The organism is Nocardioides panacisoli (assembly GCF_039537325.1).
Lineage (GTDB): Bacteria > Actinomycetota > Actinomycetes > Propionibacteriales > Nocardioidaceae > Nocardioides > Nocardioides panacisoli.
The window spans coordinates 1-16,778 of sequence record NZ_BAABAH010000018.1 but is presented as its reverse complement, the minus strand read 5'-3'; the positions used below and the strand labels follow the sequence as shown (position 1 = coordinate 16,778).

The window sequence follows — 16,778 nt, the reverse complement described above, 5'->3', positions numbered from 1 at the left end:
AGGACCTCTCCCGTGTCGAACCCCACGTCGAACATCGCCTTCATCGGCCTCGGGATCATGGGCAGCCCGATGGCCGTCCACCTGGCCGGGGCCGGCCACGCCGTCGCCGGCTACAACCGCACTCCCGGCCGGACGGGGGCCCTGGTCGCGGCCGGCGGCCGGGCGGCCTCGTCGATCCAGGACGCGGTCGCCGACGCGGGCGTCGTCTGCGTGATGGTGCCCGACTCGCCGGACGTCCAGGCGGTCCTCACCGGCGAGGGCGGTGTCTTCGACAGCGCCAAGCCGGGCACCCTGATCATCGACTTCTCGAGCATCCGGCCCGACGTCACGACGACGCTGGCCGAGCAGGCGCACGAGCGCGGCTTCAAGCTGCTCGACGCACCGGTCTCCGGCGGCGAGGCCGGCGCCCGGAACGCCGCGCTCTCGATCATGGTCGGCGGCTCGGCCGAGGACTTCGCCGAGGCGCGGCCGCTCCTCGACGTGGTCGGCAGGACCGTCGTGCACGTCGGGCCCAGCGGCTCCGGCCAGACCGTCAAGGCCGCCAACCAGCTGGTCGTCGCCGCCAACATCCAGGCGCTGGCCGAGGCGGTCGTCTTCCTGGAGGCGTACGGCGTCGACACCGCCGCGGCGCTCGAGGTCCTCGGCGGCGGGCTGGCCGGATCGGCCGTGCTCGACCAGAAGAAGACCAACATGCTGACCCGGTCCTTCGAGCCCGGCTTCCGGATCGAGCTGCACCACAAGGACCTCGGCATCGTGACCGCCGCGGCGCGGGAGGCCGGGGTCGTCGTACCGCTCGGCTCGCTCGTGGCCCAGCTGATGGCCGCCGCTCGCGCCAACGGCGACGGCGGCCTCGACCACTCCGGCCTGCTGCGTGGCGTCGAGCGCCTGAGCGGCCGCCCCACCGGGTCTCGTGACGGTCGCCAGGGCGACCTCCTCGACCACCGACGCAAGGAGTCCTGACATGACACGCATGCGCGCGGTCGACGCCGCCGTCCTGATCCTGGAGAAGGAGGGCGCCACCCAGCTGTTCGGGCTGCCGGGCGCCGCCATCAACCCGTTCTACAGCGCGATGCGCCGGCACGGTGGGCTCGAGCACGTCCTCGCTCGCCACGTCGAGGCGGCCTCGCACATGGCCGAGGGCTACACCCGGGCGGCGGCCGGCAACATCGGCGTCTGCATCGGCACGTCCGGCCCGGCCGGCACCGACATGGTCACCGGGCTCTACTCCGCCTCCGCGGACTCGATCCCGATCCTGTGCATCACCGGGCAGGCGCCGGTGGCGAAGCTGCACAAGGAGGACTTCCAGGCGGTCGACATCGCCGCGATCGCCCGGCCGCTCACCAAGATGGCGGTCACCGTGATGGAGCCGGCGCAGGTGCCGGGCACGTTCCAGAAGGCGTTCTGGTTGATGCGCGAGGGGCGGCCCGGCCCGGTGCTGGTCGACCTGCCGATCGACGTGCAGCTCGCCGAGATCGAGTTCGACATCGACACCTACGAGCCGCTGCCCGTCAGCCGGCCCACCGCCACCCGGGGCCAGGCCGAGCGTGCGCTGGCGATGCTGGTCGAGGCCGAGCGGCCGCTGATCGTCGCCGGCGGCGGCGTCGTCAGCGCCGACGCGGCCGACCTGCTGGTCGAGCTGGCCGAGGTCACCGGTGTCCCGGTCGTGCCGACCCTGATGGGCTGGGGCACGATCCCCGACGACCACCCGTTGATGGCCGGCATGGTCGGGCTGCAGACCTCGCACCGCTACGGCAACGCCACGATGCTGGCGGCCGACCACGTGCTCGGCATCGGCAACCGCTGGGCGAACCGGCACACCGGCTCGGTCGGCACCTACACCGAGGGCCGCACGTTCACCCACGTCGACATCGAGCCGACCCAGATCGGCCGGGTCTTCGCGCCGGACTACTCGATCGTGTCCGACGCCGGAGCCGCGCTCGCCGTCCTCGTCGAGGTCGCGAAGGAGTGGGCGGCCGACGGCCGGCTTCCGGACCGGACCACCTGGGCCGAGGAGTGCCGCGAGCGCAAGCAGAGCCTGCAGCGCCGGACCAGCTTCGCGGAGGTCCCGATCAAGCCGCAGCGGGTCTACCAGGAGATGAACCGCGCCTTCGGCGCGGACACCCGCTACGTCAGCACGATCGGGCTCTCCCAGATCCAGGCGGCGCAGCTGCTGCACGTCTACAAGCCGCGGCACTGGATCAACGCCGGCCAGGCGGGCCCCCTGGGCTGGACGCTGCCCGCGGCGCTCGGCGTCGCCACCGCGGACCCGGACGGCCAGGTCGTCGCCCTGTCCGGCGACTACGACTTCCAGTTCCTGATCGAGGAGCTGGCCGTGGGTGCGCAGTTCAACATCCCCTACATCCACGTGGTCGTGAACAACTCCTACCTGGGGCTGATCCGCCAGGCGCAGCGCGGGTTCGAGATGGACTACTGCGTGCAGCTCGCGTTCGACAACGTCAACAGTCCCGAGGTCGGCGGCTACGGGGTCGACCACCTCAAGGTCGCCGAGGGGCTGGGCTGCAAGGCCGTCCGGGTGACCGACCCCGAGGACCTCGGCGCGGCCTTCGAGAAGGCCAAGGCGATGCTGGCGGAGTACCGCGTCCCCGTCGTCGTCGAGGTGATCCTCGAGCGCGTCACCAACGTGTCGATGGGCACCGAGATCGACGGCGTGGTCGAGTTCGAGGACCTCGCCGCGCGCGGCGTCGACGCGCCGACCGCGATCGCGCTGCTGGACTGAGGACCGGCCCGTGGTCACCGTCCTCATCGCCCCGGACAAGTTCAAGGGGTCGCTCACCGCGGCGCAGGTCGCCGCCGCCGTCGCCTCCGGCGTACGCCGCGCGCGTCCCGACGTCCACCTGAGGTCGGTGCCGGTGGCCGACGGCGGCGAGGGCACCCTCGCCGCCGCGCTGGCGGCTGGTTTCGAGCCGGCGCCGGTCACCGCGACCGGGCCGACGGGCGACCCCGTCGCCACCGGGTTCGCTCGCCGCGGCGACGTCGCGGTCGTGGAGCTGGCCGACGCCTGCGGGCTGGGCCGGCTGCCCGACGGCCCGGCGCCGCTGACGGCGAGCAGCCGCGGCGCGGGCGACGTGATCGGAGCGGCGATCGACGCGGGCTGCAGGCGGATCGTGCTCGGCATCGGCGGCAGCGCGAGCACCGACGGCGGCGCAGGCCTGGTGCGCAGCCTGGGTGCCCGGTTGCTCGACGCTGCCGGAGAGGAGCTGCCCGACGGCGGCGCGGCTCTCGCGGACCTGGCGACGATCGACCTCGGTCCGCTGGCCCGACGGCTGGCGGACGTCGAGCTGGTCGTGGCGTGCGACGTGGACAACCCGCTCACCGGTCCCGCCGGCGCCGCGGCGACCTACGGCCCCCAGAAGGGCGCCGACGCCGGGCAGGTGGCCCGGCTCGACGCCGCCCTCGGGCGGTTCGCCGACGTCGTCGCCAGGATCACGGGTCAGGATCTCACCGACACCACGGGAGCCGGTGCCGCCGGCGGCGTCGGCTTCGCCGCGCTCGCCCTGCTCGGCGGGCGGCTGCGGCCCGGCATCGACCTGGTCCTCGACCTGGTCGGCTTCCACGATCGCCTCTCCGGCGCGGACCTGGTCGTCACCGGCGAGGGCGCGCTCGACGAGCAGACCCTGCACGGCAAGGCCCCGGCAGGCGTCGCCGCTGCCGCCCGCGCGGCCGGCATCCCGGTCGTCGCGGTCTGCGGCACCAACCTGCTCGGCGCCGGCCGGCTCCGCGACGCCGGGATCGGGTCGGCGTACGCACTCACCGACGTCGAGCCCGACCTCCAGCGCTGCCTGAGCGACGCCGCCGTCCTCCTCGACGACCTCGGTGCGCGGATCGCAGCCGGCCACCTCCCGGTGCCGGCCGCCGGAGTGCGGCGATGAGGCTGCTGCGGGTCGGGCCGCGCGGGCAGGAGCGGCCGGCCGCGCTCGACGACGCGGGCCTCCTGCGCGAGCTGTCGTCGGTGGCCGACGAGGTCGACGCCGGCTTCCTGGCGGACCCGGTGGCGCTGAGCGCCGTACGGCACGCCTTGGGCTCCGGCACGCTTCCGGAGGTGGCGGCCGGGACGCGGGTCGGCCCGCCGATCGCGCGACCCGGCAAGGTGGTCGGGATCGGGCTCAACTACCGCGACCACGCGGTCGAGGCGGGGCTCGCGCTGCCGGCCGAGCCCGTCGTGTTCCTCAAGCCGGCCTCCGGCATCACCGGGCCCTACGACGACATCGAGCTCCCGCCCGGCAGCGTCGCGACCGACCACGAGGTCGAGCTCGGGGTGGTCCTCGGCCGCAGGCTGCGGCACTGCGCCGACCCGGCCGCGGCGCTGGCGGCGGTGGCCGGCTACGTCGCCGCCGACGACGTCACCGAGCGCGACCTGCTGGCCGCCGGGCCCACCTGGACCAGGGGCAAGTGCTGCGACACCTTCACCCCGCTCGGGCCGTGGCTGGTCACCGCCGACGAGGTCCCCGACCCGCAGGGGCTCACCCTGGAGCTGTGGATCAACGGCGAGCTGCGGCAGTCGGGCAGCACGAAGACGATGGCGTTCGGTGTCGCCGAGCTCCTCTGCGCGGTGTCCGCGCTGATGACGCTCGAGCCCGGCGACGTCGTGCTCACCGGCACGCCGGGCGGCGTCGCCGCGGGACGGCCGGAGCCCAAGCCCTACCTGCGACCCGGCGACGTCGTCGAGCTCGAGGTCGCCGGTCTCGGGCGGCAGCGGAACGAGGTCGTCGCACCGTGAGGCCCGCGAGCGCAGAATGAGCCGACACCGCACGACGACAGGAGCACAGATGACCGACCTCGACCTCGTGGTCCGGGCCCGGCGGACCATCACCGCCGACGGCGAGGCGCCGCGATCGGTCGGTGTGCGGGACGGCTCGATCGTCGCCGTCGAGCCCTACGACGCCGGGATGTCCGGGGCCATGGTGCTCGAGCTCGCGGACGACGAGGTGCTGCTGCCGGGCGTCGTCGACTCCCACGTGCACGTCAACGATCCCGGCCGCACCGAGTGGGAGGGCTTCGCGAGCGCGACCCGCGCGGCGGCCGCCGGCGGTGTCACGACGATCGTCGACATGCCGCTCAACAGCATCCCGCCCACCTGCGACGTACCGGCGCTGGAGGTGAAGCGGAAGACCGCCGAGCCCCAGGCGTACGTCGACGTCGGGTTCTGGGGCGGCGCGATCCCGGGCAACGTCCCGGACCTGCGCGGCCTGCACGACGCGGGCGTGTTCGGCTTCAAGTGCTTCCTGCTGCACTCCGGCGTCGACGAGTTCCCGCCGCTGGCGCCCGCGCAGGTCGAGGCGGCGATGACCGAGATCAGCTCTTTCGGCGGGCTGCTGATCGTCCACGCCGAGGACAGCCACGCGATCGAGACCGCGCCCAACCCCGACGGCGCGCACTACGACGGCTTCCTGCGCAGCCGACCGCGCGACGCCGAGAACCTCGCCGTGGCGCAGGTGATCGAGCTTGCGCGCCGGACCGGCTGCCGGGTGCACGTGCTGCACGTGTCCAGCTCCGACGTCCTGGCGCTGCTGGCCTCGGCCCGGCGGGATGGCGTCGCGGTGACGGCCGAGACCTGCCCGCACTACCTGACCTTCGCCGCCGAGGACATCCCGGACGGCGCGACGCAGTACAAGTGCTGCCCGCCGATCCGCGAGACCGCCAACCGCGAGCTGCTCTGGGAGGGCCTGCGCGACGGCGTCGTCGACCTCGTGGTCACCGACCACTCGCCGTCGACGCCGGACCTCAAGGCCCTCGACACCGGCGACTTCGGCGTCGCCTGGGGCGGCATCTCCTCGCTCCAGCTCGGCCTCTCCGCCGTCTGGACCGAGGCGCGCCGCCGCGGCTTCGCCCTCACCGACGTCTCACGCTGGATGAGCCAGGCGCCGGCGGCCCAGACCGGCATGCGCCGCAAGGGCGGGATCGAGGTCGGCCGGGACGCCGACTTCTGCGTCCTGGCTCCGGACGAGACGTTCATCGTCGACGTCGCCAGGCTGCACCACAAGAACGCCGTGACGCCGTACGACGGACGCGAGCTCGCGGGCGTCGTACGGTCGACCTGGCTGCGCGGCGAGCGGATCGATCTCGATGCCGAGCCACGCGGCCGGCTGCTGACCCGAGGAGGAGCCTGACCATGAGCCCCCGCTACTACGCCCCGAAGGGCGGGCTCCCCGGCCAGACGGACCTGACCACCGACCGCGCGGTCTTCACCGAGGCGTACGCCGTCCTGCCCCGCGGCACGATGCGCGACATCGTCACCAGCGCGCTGCCGTTCTGGGAGGGCACCCGGCTGTGGGTGCTCGCGCGGCCGCTCTCCGGCTTCTCCGAGACCTTCTCGCAGTACATCGTCGAGGTGCAGCCCGGCGGCGGCAGCGACAAGCCCGAGCTCGACCCGGGTGCCGAGGGCGTGCTGTTCGTGGTCGACGGCGGGCTGACCCTCACCGTCGAGGGCGACAAGCACCAGCTCGACCACGGCGGCTACGCCTTCCTGCCGCCGGGCTGCGCGTGGACCCTGCACAACCAGACCACCGAGACGGCGACGTTCCACTGGATCCGCAAGGCCTACGACCGCGTGGACGGCATCGACGTCCCCGAGCCGTTCGTGACCAACGAGGTCGACGTCGAGGGCGGCGAGATGCCCGGCACCGACGGTGCCTGGACGACGCAGCGCTTCGTCGACCCGTCGGACGTGCGGCACGACATGCACGTCAACATCGTCAACTTCGAGCCCGGCGGTGCGATCCCGTTCCCGGAGACCCACGTCATGGAGCACGGCCTCTACGTGCTGGAGGGCAAGGCGGTCTACCTGCTCAACAAGGACTGGGTCGAGGTCCAGGAGGGCGACTTCATGTGGCTGCGGGCGTTCTGCCCGCAGGCCTGCTACGCCGGCGGTCCCGGCCGGTTCCGCTACCTGCTCTACAAGGACGTCAACCGGCACGCGAAGCTGAGGGGCCAGCTCGGCTGATCGTCCCGTGCCCGGGTGGGTCGCGGGCGACGGAATCCGACCCGTACACAGCAACGGAGGAGCCGTGACCGGCTCCTCCACTTACAAGGTATAGCGGCACAGGGGGCTTGCCGCAAGGCCCCGGTGCGGGGCGAGAATCCGGGTCGCTCACCGGACCGCACCCGCCGAGAGGAACTCGTGACCTCACCCGCGTTCGCCCTTCCCCCGCACCTGGCCGCCAAGGCCGACCCCACCCTGATCGCCGCCGACGCCCAGCACTTCGCGGCGATGACGCAGAGCCTCGAGCACACCGTCGCCGACCTGACCGAGCGTCTCGACACCGCCCGCAAGGAACCGGGCGGCAAAGGCCAGGCCGCCCTCGAGCGTGACCAGGAGGTGCACCGGCTGACTGCGCGGCTGCGCCTGCTGCGCCGGTTCAGCCTCGACCTGTGCCTCGGCCGGGTCGTGGCGGAGGGCGAGGAGGAACCGCTCTACATCGGGCGCCTCGGGCTCACCGATCCCGTTGACCCAGCCGGGCGTCCCTTGTTGGTCGACTGGAGGTCGCCCGCGGCGGAGCCGTTCTTCGCGGCGACCCACGCTCACCCTCTCGGCCTGGTCAGCCGGCGTCGCTACCGGTGGACCCGTGGCCGGGTCACCGACTACTGGGACGAGGTGTTCACCCCGGAGGGCCTGGAGAGCAACGCCGCGCTCGACGACCAGTCGGCCTTCATTGCCAGCCTCGGTGCCAGCCGTTCGCCCCAGATGCGCGACGTGCTCGGCACCATCCAGTCCGACCAGGACGCGATCATCCGCGCCGGCTCGCGCGGCGCCCTCGTCGTCGACGGCGGTCCCGGCACGGGGAAGACCGTCGTGGCGCTGCACCGCGCGGCGTACCTCCTGTACGCCGACCCGCGCCTCGGGCACCGCCGGGGAGGCGTGCTGTTCGTGGGCCCGAGCCGTCCCTACCTGGCCTACGTCGCCGACGTGCTGCCGAGCCTCGGCGAGGAGGGCGTGCAGACCTGCACCCTGCGCGACCTGCTGCCGGAGGGCGGCGCGGCCGCGGAGGAGCCGGACCCCGAGGTCGCCCGGCTCAAGGCCGACGCACGGATGGTCGACGCGATCGAGCCCGCCGTCCGCCTCTACGAGGAGCTGCCCACCGAGGGGATGGAGGTCGAGACCCCCTGGGGCGACGTCTGGGTGAGCACGGCCGACTGGGCCGAGGCGTTCGAGGCCGTCGACCCGGGCACCCCGCACAACGAGGCGCGCGACGACATTTGGGACGCGCTCGCCACGATCGTGGCGGGCAAGCTCGACGAGGAGGAGGCCCCCGCTGACCTGGTCCGACGGGCGCTGGCCCGGAGCCAGGAGCTGGTCGCTGCGCTCGACAAGGCGTGGACGCTGATCGATCCGGCCGACCTGGTGGGGGACCTGTGGTCGGTGCCGGCCTACCTGCGGATGTGTGCGCCCTGGCTCGACGACGACGAGGTCCGCGCGCTCCAGCGCACCGACGTCGGGGCGTGGACCGTGCCGGACCTGCCCCTGCTCGACGCCGCCCGGCAGCGGCTGGGCGACCCCGACGCGTCCCGGCACCGCCGCCGTCGCGAGGCGGTGCTGGCCGCCGAGCGGGAGCAGATGGCCGAGGTCGTCGACCACCTGATCGCGACCGACGACTCCGAGATGATGGTGATGTCGATGCTGCGTGGCGAGGACCTCCAGGCGGCACTCGACGACGAGGAGGTCGTACCTACGCTGGATCCGGACCTCCTCGCCGGCCCGTTCGCGCACGTGGTGGTCGACGAGGCGCAGGAGCTCAGCGACGCCGAGTGGCAGATGCTGCTGCGCCGCTGCCCGTCGCGCAGCTTCACGATCGTCGGCGACCGGGCGCAGGCCCGGCACGGGTTCGGCGAGACCTGGCAGCAGCGGCTCGAGCGGGTGGGGTTCGACCGCGTCGGACTGGCCGCGCTGTCCGTCAACTACCGCACCCCGGAGGAGGTGATGGCCGAGGCGGAGCCGGTGATCCGCGCCGTCCTGCCCGACGCCAACGTCCCGACCTCGATCCGGAGCAGCGGCGTGCCCGTGCGGCACGGATCGATCGCCGAGCTCGGCGACGTCGTCGGCGCCTGGTTGGACGCGCACCCGGACGGCACGGCCTGCGTCATCGGGGACCCGGGCTTCCGGGCGACGCCGCGGGTCAGCTCGCTCACCCCGGAGCTCGCGAAGGGCCTCGAGTTCGACCTGGTCGTGCTGGTGGCCCCGGAAGCCTTCGGCACCGGCATCGAGGGGGCGGTCGACCGCTACGTCGCGATGACCCGCGCCACCCAGCAGCTCGTGGTGCTCGGCTGACCGGCGGAAACCGGGCGGCGGGGCGGGTCGAAATCGTGTGGAATGCGTGACGTGCCGGACGACGTACGCCGAGCAGGGCTCGCGCCCGCCTATCCCATCGCCACCGAGCGGCTGCTCCTGCGGCCGATCGACCCGGTCGCCGACCTCGAGGCCATGCACGCCTACCTCTCCCGCGAGGACGTGTGCGCCTACATCCCGCCCGAGCCGCGCAGCCTCGAGGAGCTCGCCGAGGCACTCGCGAACCCCGACCGGATCCGCTCCGAGCTGACGGAGGAGGGACAGGTGCTCGCGCTCGCCGTCGTGCTCGCCGAGACCGGCCGGCTGATCGGCGACCTCGTGCTGTTCTGGCACAGCGAGCGGCACGGCAACGGCGAGATCGGCTACGTCATCAATCCGGACTTCCACGGCCACGGTTACGCGACCGAGGCGGCCCGGGCGCTGCTCGGGCTCGCGTTCGACGGGCTGGGCCTGCGCCGGGTCACGGCGCGCATCGACGCCGACAACCTGGCCTCGGCCAACGTGCTCGGCAAGCTCGGCATGCGCCAGGAGGCGGTCCTGGTCGAGAACGAGTGGTTCAAGGGGCGCTGGGGCACCGAGATCGACTTCGCCCTCCTCGCCCGCGAGTGGCGGGGCCGATCCCTCTAGATTGAGCGGATGGAGCTCTCCCTCGCCCAGCACGTCCTTGCCGAGCAGCCGTTCAGCCAGCTGATCGGGGCCCGGCTCACGGCGTTCGACGAGGGCACGGCCACCCTGGAGATCGACATCGAGGAGCACCACCGCAACCAGCAGCGGTACGTGCACGGCGGGGTGCTGAGCTATGCGGCCGACAACGTCCTCACCTTCGCGGCCGGCACCGTCCTCGGTCCGGGCATCCTGACCCGCGGCCTGACCATCGACTACGTGCTGCCCGCTCGCGAGGGCACGCTGCGCGCGACGGGAACGGTCACCCACCACACGGCCCGGCAGGCGGTGTGCTCGGCGACCCTGGAGATGGTCGGGCCGGCCGGCGCGGCGGTGTGCGCGGTGGCGATGGGGACGGCCGTCCTCGTGCGGCGAGAGGACTGGGGTGCGCGCCATGGGTCGTGAGCGGGTCGGAGGGGCCCGCGTCCTGTGGCGGCTGCTGGAGCCCGTCCACGCGGTGACCTACTTCTCCCCCGAACCGCTGGCGGCGTTGAAGGCCGCGGGCTACCGCGGCTTCTGGATGGGGTACTTCGCCGGCAGGGCCGCGCCGCTCGGCGCAACCGGCCCCGAGCTCGTCCATGCGCTCTTCTACAACTTCACGTTCGACCACGTGGCGCGGGCGCTGCCGGACGCCTGGGGGTTCGCGCCGCCGGAGGCGGCGCTCGCTGCCCGGTCGGAGGGCTCGGTCGCTGCGCTACGTCGCCACCTCGGCGAGCAGGCGTCGGCACCGGAGATCGAGCGTGCCGCCGAGATCGCGGCCCGCGCGGCTGCCGCGGCGCCCCTGGAAGGTCGTCCGCTGTTCGCGGCCAACCGCTCGCTCCCCGAGCCCGACGAGCCCCTCGCGCGGCTCTGGCACGCAGCGACCCTGCTCCGCGAGCACCGCGGCGACGGACATGTCGCAACACTGCTCGCGGCCGGTATCGGCGGTCGCGCGGCGCACGTCTTCCATGCGATCGCCAGCGGCACGCCGGCCGACACCTACGCCGCGGCCCGGCACCTCGGCCCCGACGAGTGGGACGCGCTCGTGGCCGGGCTGCGCGAGCGCGGGTACGTCGACGACGCCGGCACGCTGACCGACGCCGGCCGGGCGGCGAAGCGGGACGTCGAGGACCGCACCGACGCGGCGGCGTGGTCGGCGTACGAGCAGCTCGACGACGCCGAGCTGGACGCACTCGTGGCGGCCCTCCGTCCGGTCACCGCCGCCGTCGTCGCGGCCGGCGAGATCCCGGTCCGGTCGCCGATGGGACTGGACCTGAGCAGCTGAACATGCAGGGTCCGCGTCCGGGTCAGACCGCGAGGTGCTCGCCGCCGGACCGGTAGCGAACCTCGGTGGCCGGCCCGAGCTCGGCCGCCGCCCGTCGGGCGAGCTCGTGGCCGCGGGCGATCCAGGAGCGCTCGGCCTCCTCCGACGGGAACGCGGTGTCGGGCGGGTAGTCCTCGTCGAAGATCGCGTCGTACTCGTCGGCCCACGCGACGAGGTCGGCGGACAGCTCGTCCGACAGGCCGAGGTCGCTGGGCGAGGGGTTGTCGACGCTGCCGGAGTCGGTGACCGTCCACGTCGGCCAGGCCTTCCAGTCCGCGTAGATGAGCACGGTGCGCTCGGGCATGCAGCTGTCTCCTGACTCAGGCGGGGTTGGCGCCGACGATGAACCCATTCTTGCTGACGGTGATGGCGACCCTCCGGGTGACGCCGTCGACGACGACCTCGTAGATCGGGCGGTCGCGGCCCTGGGTGCCGACGACCTTGCCCTCGCTGAGGGCGGCCCGCAGCAGGTCGGGGATGTCCTCCTTCGGGACCCCCGCCTTCGCGAAGTCGTCCGCGTGGCTGAGGATGTGCTGCAGGCCGGCGCGCTCGTTCCCCTGCTCGAGGAACACGATCTTGCCGTCGGCGTCGTGGAACACGCTGACGACGCTGTCCTTGGAGAACTTGATGCCGTTGGCCTCGAGCTCGTCGAGGAGCGCGGTGCGTTCTGCCTCGGCGGCCGCGCGCTCGACGGCGACGATCTCCCGCTCGCCTCCGAGCAGCCGGCCGAGCGCGGCGAGCGGTGTCTTGATCCGCTCCAGCAGGGCGGCGACGGTCTCGAGGCCCTTGACCGCGGTGAAGAGGCCCTTGATGACGTTGACCACCTTGCTCGCCGCGTTCGCGACCTCGGCCGCCTCGACCGCCTGCGTCGGGGCCTCGGCGACACCGGCCGTGAAGATCGAGATGATCCCGCCGACGACCTGGATGCCCGCCGTCCACTCCAGGAAGCTGGTCAGCTCGTCCTCGATCTCCTGGTGCTTCTCGTCGACGAGCCTCGCGTAGTCGTCGCAGGCGTTGCCGAGGTCGATCATCGCCGAGCCGATGTCGTTGCAGTGGCTGTCGAGGGCCTCGAGGCTCTTGGTGGCGAGGCCGATCTCCGGCGACTGCTCGATGCTCAGCGACGAGGACGCGGAGGTCGCGTAGGACCCGGCCAGCTGGACCGACCCGCCGCAGGTCCGCCAGGCGGCGCCGACGGCGCGCATCCGGTCCGTGTCGGCGCTCGGCCAGAACCAGCCCTCCATGTGACTGGCCAGCCAGTGCCACCAGCTTGGCTCGTCGGTCCCGCCGCCGGTCGCGGAGGGGACGGTGAAGTAGAGGTTCTCGGTGTAGTGGGCGGGATCGGGGTCGTCGGGAGGGCCGGTGTAGTAGCGGTTCTCGTCGAGGGTGGACCCGCCGTCGGCGGCGTCGTGGTTGGACAGCGAGGTGTTGGTCAGGTTCGCGGCCTTGGCGAACCCGTCGGCGAGCTGCCGGGCGGCGTCGACGAGCTGCGGAGCGGCCTGGTCGTAGCCCTTCGCCCACTCGGCGCCGCACTGGTCGCCGCCCGCCATGCTCGCCGAGCCGGCGAGCGCGTCGGAGAGGGCGTCGAGCGCGTTGAACACCGCGTGGTTGCCGTCGTACAGCGAGTCGCAGGCCGCGGTGTAGCCGCCGCCGTCCACCGCGACCATGTTCACTGCACGCGCTCCCACATGGTGCGGTTGGCCTCGATCGCGCCGTGGTAGTTGCCGTGCGCCATGCGTGCGGCGGCCCGCAGCCCGCCCAGCGCCGTGCGCATGTCGCGGGCCCCCTGGCGCCACCTCTCGTGCGCGTCGCGCTGCGCCTGCGCGGCCAGTCCCGACCACGTGTCGTGCAGCTTCGACACCGCCTCGTCGAGGCGCGCGAGCTCGCGGTCGAGCGCCGCCTCGAAGCGCTCCATCTGGGCGATGCGCTGGTCGAGGAGGTCCAGGTCGACCTTGTAGCCCACGTCAGACCAGTCCCAGGCGCTGCACGAGCCGGTCGAGGTCGCCCACGATGTGCTCGTCGTGGGCCCGGACCAGGCGCATGGTCTCGTCGATCAGCGCCGCCTCGTTGCCCAGTCCGACGAGGACCGTGTCGGCCGCGTGCGCCCACTCCTCGAAGTGCGTGCGGAAGGAGTCGGCGGCCCGGCCGGCCCAGTCGCCGTCGAGGAAGGCGGCCATGTCGTCGGAGAGCCTCTTGTGCTCGGTGCGCAGGGTCTCGGAGATGGTCGCGAGCTCGTCGCGCGCCGCCTGCATGGCGGGATAGTCGACCGCGAGGTCGTTCAGGTCGTTCATCCGCGTTCCTCCCGAGGGTCCGAGGCCGTGATACCCCGTCCGGAACGTGCTGAATCCAACCGGCCTCGCGGCTCCGGCTCACGGTGCCGGGTGTAGGAAGTCAGCATGGACCTGGGCATCCACTACTTCACCTTCACCCACCCCGAGTGGGAGACGACGATCACCGACCGGCTCGGCGAGACGGCACGCATCGCCGACGAGGGCGGCGTCGCCGTGCTCTCGGTGATGGACCACTGGTTCCAGATGGAGAACATCGGTGGACCGTTCGAGCCGATGCTCGAGGGCTACACGACCCTCGCCTACCTCGCCGGCATCACCCAGCGGATCGGCCTCCGGACGCTGGTCACCGGCGTGACCTACCGGCACCCCGGGCTGCTGGCGAAGACCGCGACCACGCTCGACGTGCTGTCCGGTGGCCGGTTCGTCCTGGGCATCGGGGCGGCCTGGTACGAGCGGGAGCACGTCGGTCTCGGCGTGCCGTTCCCGCCGATGGCCGAGCGCTTCGAGCGGCTCGAGGAGGCGCTGCAGATCTTCCGGCAGATGTGGTCCGACGACGACGGCCCCTTCGAGGGCAAGCACTACCGGCTCGCGGAGACCATCTGCCTGCCGAAGCCGGTCGGCGGCACGGTGCCGATCCTGATCGGCGGCGCCGGCGAGCGGAAGACGCTGCGGATGGTCGCGCAGTACGCCCAGGCCTGCAACCTGTTCGCGATGGCCGGCCCGGAGGGCCTGGAGACGATCCGGCACAAGCTCGAGGTGCTGCGTGGCCACTGCGACCGGCTCGGCACCGACTACGACGCGATCGAGAAGACGATGCTCTACCGACCGCTGACGCTGGACGACCCCGACGCGTTTTTCAAGGAGATGGAGGCGTACGCCGACCTCGGCATCACGCTCGTCGAGACGACGCCGCCGACGTACGAGGACCCGGTCGCGTGGACCGAGCGCGTCGTCGAGGGGATCGTTCCGCGGCTCGCGCAGGTCTGACCGTCAGGAGCTCGGGCCGAGCGTGGCGGGGCCGTCCCCGCCCGTCGGCGCGGGCTCCTTGAGCTCCACGAAGATCGTGTGCGTCGGCGTGTCGCCGATGTTGGTGCCGGAGTGCTCCTGGGCGTCGAGCCACCTGGCCTGGAACGCCGGCAGCTCGACCTCCACCTCCGCGTCCCCGGACCGGAGGCGCCGCTGGAACGCGCTCAGCGTCACCATCACCGAGTCGGGGTGCTGGTGCGGTGTCGTCTGGTCGCCCGGCTCGTCGAGGTACTCGAGCACGCGGACGCGGTCGTTCTCGAACAGGACGTGGTAGAGGTGCGGGTTGGTCTGCACCGGGTCGCTCATGGCAGAACCTCTCGGGAGACGGCGGGACGAGCCTCCCGCGACCGGACGACCGTACCGCGCGGCACCTCCGTCTCCGGCCCTCTGCTGAGGGCAGATCCGCCCTCGGGTGAATCGCTTGGGACCGGCGCGGGCGCGCAGTCAGGCTCGGTGCATGACCCAGACCACCCAGCTCTCCGGACCGCTCGACGACCAGCTCACCCTCCAGCTGCAGCACCAGCGCATCATCGTCCTCGGCCAGGAGGTCGACGACCCGATCGCGAACCGGATCTGCGCCCAGCTCCTGTTGCTGAGCGCGGAGGACCCGCACCGCGACATCAGCATCTACATCAACTCGCCCGGCGGATCGGTCACGGCCGGCATGGCCATCTACGACACGATGCAGCTGATCCCCAACGACGTGTCGACCCTCGCGATGGGGCTCGCGGCCAGCATGGGACAGTTCCTGCTCACGGCGGGCACGCCGGGCAAGCGGTTCGTCCTTCCGAACGCCGAGGTGCTGCTGCACCAGGGCTCGGCGGGCTTCGGCGGTGCCGCCAGCGACATCGAGATCCAGGCCGCGCGGCTCGCGCGGGTCAACGATCGGATGCTGCGGATCACCGCCGAGCGGACCGGGCAGTCGGTCGAGCGGATCGGCGAGGACTCCCTGCGGGACCGGTGGTTCACCGCGGACGAGGCCCGTGACTACGGCTTCGTGGACGCCGTGCTGACCGACGTCCACTCCGTCACGCCGAACCGGAACGCCGCCTTCGGCCTCAGTGGGGCGGGCGTCCGATGAGCAGCTACACGATCCCGTCCGTCGTCGAGAAGACCCTGCACGGCGAGCGCGCGGTCGACATCTACAGCCGGCTGCTCTCCGACCGGATCGTCTACATCGGGACGCCGATCGACGACGGCGTCGCCAACGTGGCCATCGCGCAGCTGCTCCACCTGGAGTCCGACAGCCCGGACACCGAGATCAACCTCTACCTCAACAGCCCGGGCGGCGAGCCGACCGCCATGCTCGCGATCTACGACACGATGCAGTTCATCCGCGCGCAGGTCGCGACGACCTGCGTCGGCCAGGCCGCCAGCACCGCCGCGGTGCTGCTCGCGGCGGGCGCGCCGGGTCGCCGTACGGTCCTGCCGCACGCGCGGATCGTCCTCGACCAGCCCTCGGGCGGCAGCCGCGGTGCGCTGCCGGACCTGCAGGTCGAGGCGAAGGAGATCGCCCGCCAGCGGGCCGAGCTGGTCGAGCTGCTGGCCCTGCACAGCGGCCGGAGCACCGACCAGGTGCGGCACGACACCGAGCGCGACCTGGTGCTCGGTGCGGCGGACGCGGTGGCGTACGGCGTGGTCGACGCGGTCCTGGAGAGCCGGAAGCTCAGGCAGCCAGAGCCAGCGGCCCGCGTGGTGTGACCCGCCGGGCCTCGTGCAGCCGGCGCGCGACGCGGGCGGTGAGGTCGAGCAGGCCGAGCCCGAGCGCGCCGCCGACGGCCTCGAGGACCTCCGAGCTCGGCTCCTTGCGGCCCCGCTCGACCTCGGAGAGGTACTGCGTCGACACGCCCGCGTCGCCGGCGACGTCCGCGAGGGTCCGCTCCTGGTGCTGCCGCTCCTCGCGCAGCTCCCGGCCGACGGCCTCCCGCCACAGCGGCGCGGGCGCCGGCTCCGGCTCGCGCGCCGGCGGGGTCTGCTGCGGGAACGGGATCAGGTCGCCCATGGACCCACGCTAGGCCGCACCGCTCCGTTGCGGCAGGAGCGTTCGCCGCAGGCGAACAACGGGGCTCCGCTAGCTGTAGTTCCCCGGCAGGTTGTGAACGGCGAGGCGTAGACGAATAGCGAGGACCTCCGGTACGGAGGGGTTACCACACCAACCTCTTCACCGAAGGTCCTCAATGACTCACGCTAACGCTCC

19 protein-coding genes are annotated in these 16,778 nt (G+C 72.7%); 13 read left to right on the top strand and 6 right to left on the bottom strand.

Translation table 11 applies throughout. The features are described 5' to 3' along the window. The first annotated feature begins 12 nt into the window (after positions 1 to 12). From ABD709_RS18875 to ABD709_RS18830, 10 genes are all read left to right on the top strand, one after another. Positions 13 to 960, top strand: coding sequence for a 2-hydroxy-3-oxopropionate reductase (locus tag ABD709_RS18875; protein WP_344778349.1), 948 nt, complete (start codon positions 13 to 15; stop codon positions 958 to 960). 1 nt (position 961) lies between these two features. Next, complete coding sequence (gcl, locus tag ABD709_RS18870) at positions 962 to 2,737, top strand: glyoxylate carboligase (RefSeq protein WP_344778347.1); 1,776 nt, start codon at positions 962 to 964, stop codon at positions 2,735 to 2,737. A 10-nt stretch (positions 2,738 to 2,747) separates the two neighbouring features. Beyond that, on the top strand, positions 2,748 to 3,890 hold the full coding sequence (locus ABD709_RS18865; RefSeq protein ID WP_344778345.1) for a glycerate kinase: 1,143 nt from the start codon (positions 2,748 to 2,750) through the stop codon (positions 3,888 to 3,890). Beyond that, entirely contained in the window at positions 3,887 to 4,738 is an 852-nt protein-coding gene (locus ABD709_RS18860; protein ID WP_344778343.1) for a fumarylacetoacetate hydrolase family protein, read from the top strand. The genes ABD709_RS18865 and ABD709_RS18860 overlap by 4 nt, the downstream gene beginning before the upstream one ends. A 49-nt stretch (positions 4,739 to 4,787) precedes the next feature. Then, positions 4,788 to 6,128, top strand: coding sequence for an allantoinase AllB (gene allB, locus ABD709_RS18855; RefSeq protein ID WP_344778341.1), 1,341 nt, complete (start codon positions 4,788 to 4,790; stop codon positions 6,126 to 6,128). 2 nt (positions 6,129 to 6,130) lie between these two features. Beyond that, positions 6,131 to 6,961 carry a bifunctional allantoicase/(S)-ureidoglycine aminohydrolase gene (locus ABD709_RS18850; protein WP_344778339.1) on the top strand — a complete coding sequence of 277 codons (831 nt, stop codon included), beginning with the start codon at positions 6,131 to 6,133 and terminating at the stop codon, positions 6,959 to 6,961. A 177-nt stretch (positions 6,962 to 7,138) separates the two neighbouring features. Beyond that, positions 7,139 to 9,283, top strand: a complete 2,145-nt coding sequence (gene helR, locus ABD709_RS18845) for an RNA polymerase recycling motor ATPase HelR (protein ID WP_344778337.1) — start codon at positions 7,139 to 7,141, stop codon at positions 9,281 to 9,283. 42 nt (positions 9,284 to 9,325) lie between these two features. Further along, complete coding sequence (locus ABD709_RS18840) at positions 9,326 to 9,928, top strand: GNAT family N-acetyltransferase (protein ID WP_344778335.1); 603 nt, start codon at positions 9,326 to 9,328, stop codon at positions 9,926 to 9,928. Between the two features lie 9 nt (positions 9,929 to 9,937). Then, on the top strand, positions 9,938 to 10,369 hold the full coding sequence (locus tag ABD709_RS18835; RefSeq protein ID WP_344778332.1) for a PaaI family thioesterase: 432 nt from the start codon (positions 9,938 to 9,940) through the stop codon (positions 10,367 to 10,369). Further along, a complete protein-coding gene (locus ABD709_RS18830; RefSeq protein ID WP_344778330.1) occupies positions 10,359 to 11,228 on the top strand; it encodes an SCO6745 family protein in 870 nt (289 codons plus the stop codon). Before ABD709_RS18835 ends, ABD709_RS18830 begins: the two co-directional genes overlap by 11 nt. Before the next feature lie 22 nt (positions 11,229 to 11,250). Here ABD709_RS18830 and ABD709_RS18825 read toward each other — a convergent pair whose 3' ends face one another. From ABD709_RS18825 to ABD709_RS18810, 4 genes are read right to left on the bottom strand one after another with little or no spacing between them, the layout of a single operon-like run. Beyond that, on the bottom strand, positions 11,251 to 11,571 hold the full coding sequence (locus tag ABD709_RS18825) for a hypothetical protein (protein ID WP_344778328.1): 321 nt from the start codon (positions 11,569 to 11,571) through the stop codon (positions 11,251 to 11,253). A 16-nt stretch (positions 11,572 to 11,587) separates the two neighbouring features. After that, positions 11,588 to 12,931: a WXG100-like domain-containing protein gene (locus ABD709_RS18820; protein ID WP_486348522.1), complete on the bottom strand. Its 1,344-nt coding sequence runs from the start codon at positions 12,929 to 12,931 to the stop codon at positions 11,588 to 11,590. A gap of 2 nt (positions 12,932 to 12,933) precedes the next feature. Further along, complete coding sequence (locus tag ABD709_RS18815) at positions 12,934 to 13,227, bottom strand: WXG100 family type VII secretion target (RefSeq protein ID WP_344778324.1); 294 nt, start codon at positions 13,225 to 13,227, stop codon at positions 12,934 to 12,936. A 1-nt stretch (position 13,228) separates the two neighbouring features. Continuing rightward, positions 13,229 to 13,555 carry a WXG100 family type VII secretion target gene (locus ABD709_RS18810; RefSeq protein WP_344778322.1) on the bottom strand — a complete coding sequence of 109 codons (327 nt, stop codon included), beginning with the start codon at positions 13,553 to 13,555 and terminating at the stop codon, positions 13,229 to 13,231. Positions 13,556 to 13,660: 105 nt separating this feature from the next. Here ABD709_RS18810 and ABD709_RS18805 point away from each other — a divergent pair, with 105 nt between their 5' ends. Continuing rightward, positions 13,661 to 14,542, top strand: coding sequence for an LLM class F420-dependent oxidoreductase (locus ABD709_RS18805; protein WP_344778320.1), 882 nt, complete (start codon positions 13,661 to 13,663; stop codon positions 14,540 to 14,542). Between the two features lie 3 nt (positions 14,543 to 14,545). Here the strand turns inward: ABD709_RS18805 and ABD709_RS18800 are convergent, their stop codons facing one another. Further along, positions 14,546 to 14,887: a cupin domain-containing protein gene (locus ABD709_RS18800; protein WP_344778318.1), complete on the bottom strand. Its 342-nt coding sequence runs from the start codon at positions 14,885 to 14,887 to the stop codon at positions 14,546 to 14,548. Positions 14,888 to 15,038: 151 nt separating this feature from the next. On the opposite strand from ABD709_RS18800, the gene ABD709_RS18795 reads away from it, so the two are divergent. Both ABD709_RS18795 and ABD709_RS18790 read left to right on the top strand, forming a co-directional pair. After that, on the top strand, positions 15,039 to 15,662 hold the full coding sequence (locus ABD709_RS18795; protein WP_344778316.1) for an ATP-dependent Clp protease proteolytic subunit: 624 nt from the start codon (positions 15,039 to 15,041) through the stop codon (positions 15,660 to 15,662). Further along, complete coding sequence (locus ABD709_RS18790) at positions 15,659 to 16,282, top strand: ClpP family protease (protein ID WP_344778314.1); 624 nt, start codon at positions 15,659 to 15,661, stop codon at positions 16,280 to 16,282. The genes ABD709_RS18795 and ABD709_RS18790 overlap by 4 nt, the downstream gene beginning before the upstream one ends. Here the strand turns inward: ABD709_RS18790 and ABD709_RS18785 are convergent. After that, complete coding sequence (locus ABD709_RS18785) at positions 16,248 to 16,583, bottom strand: helix-turn-helix domain-containing protein (RefSeq protein WP_344778312.1); 336 nt, start codon at positions 16,581 to 16,583, stop codon at positions 16,248 to 16,250. The two genes, ABD709_RS18790 and ABD709_RS18785, sit on opposite strands and share 35 nt — an antisense overlap. Positions 16,584 to 16,778 lie beyond the last annotated feature (195 nt).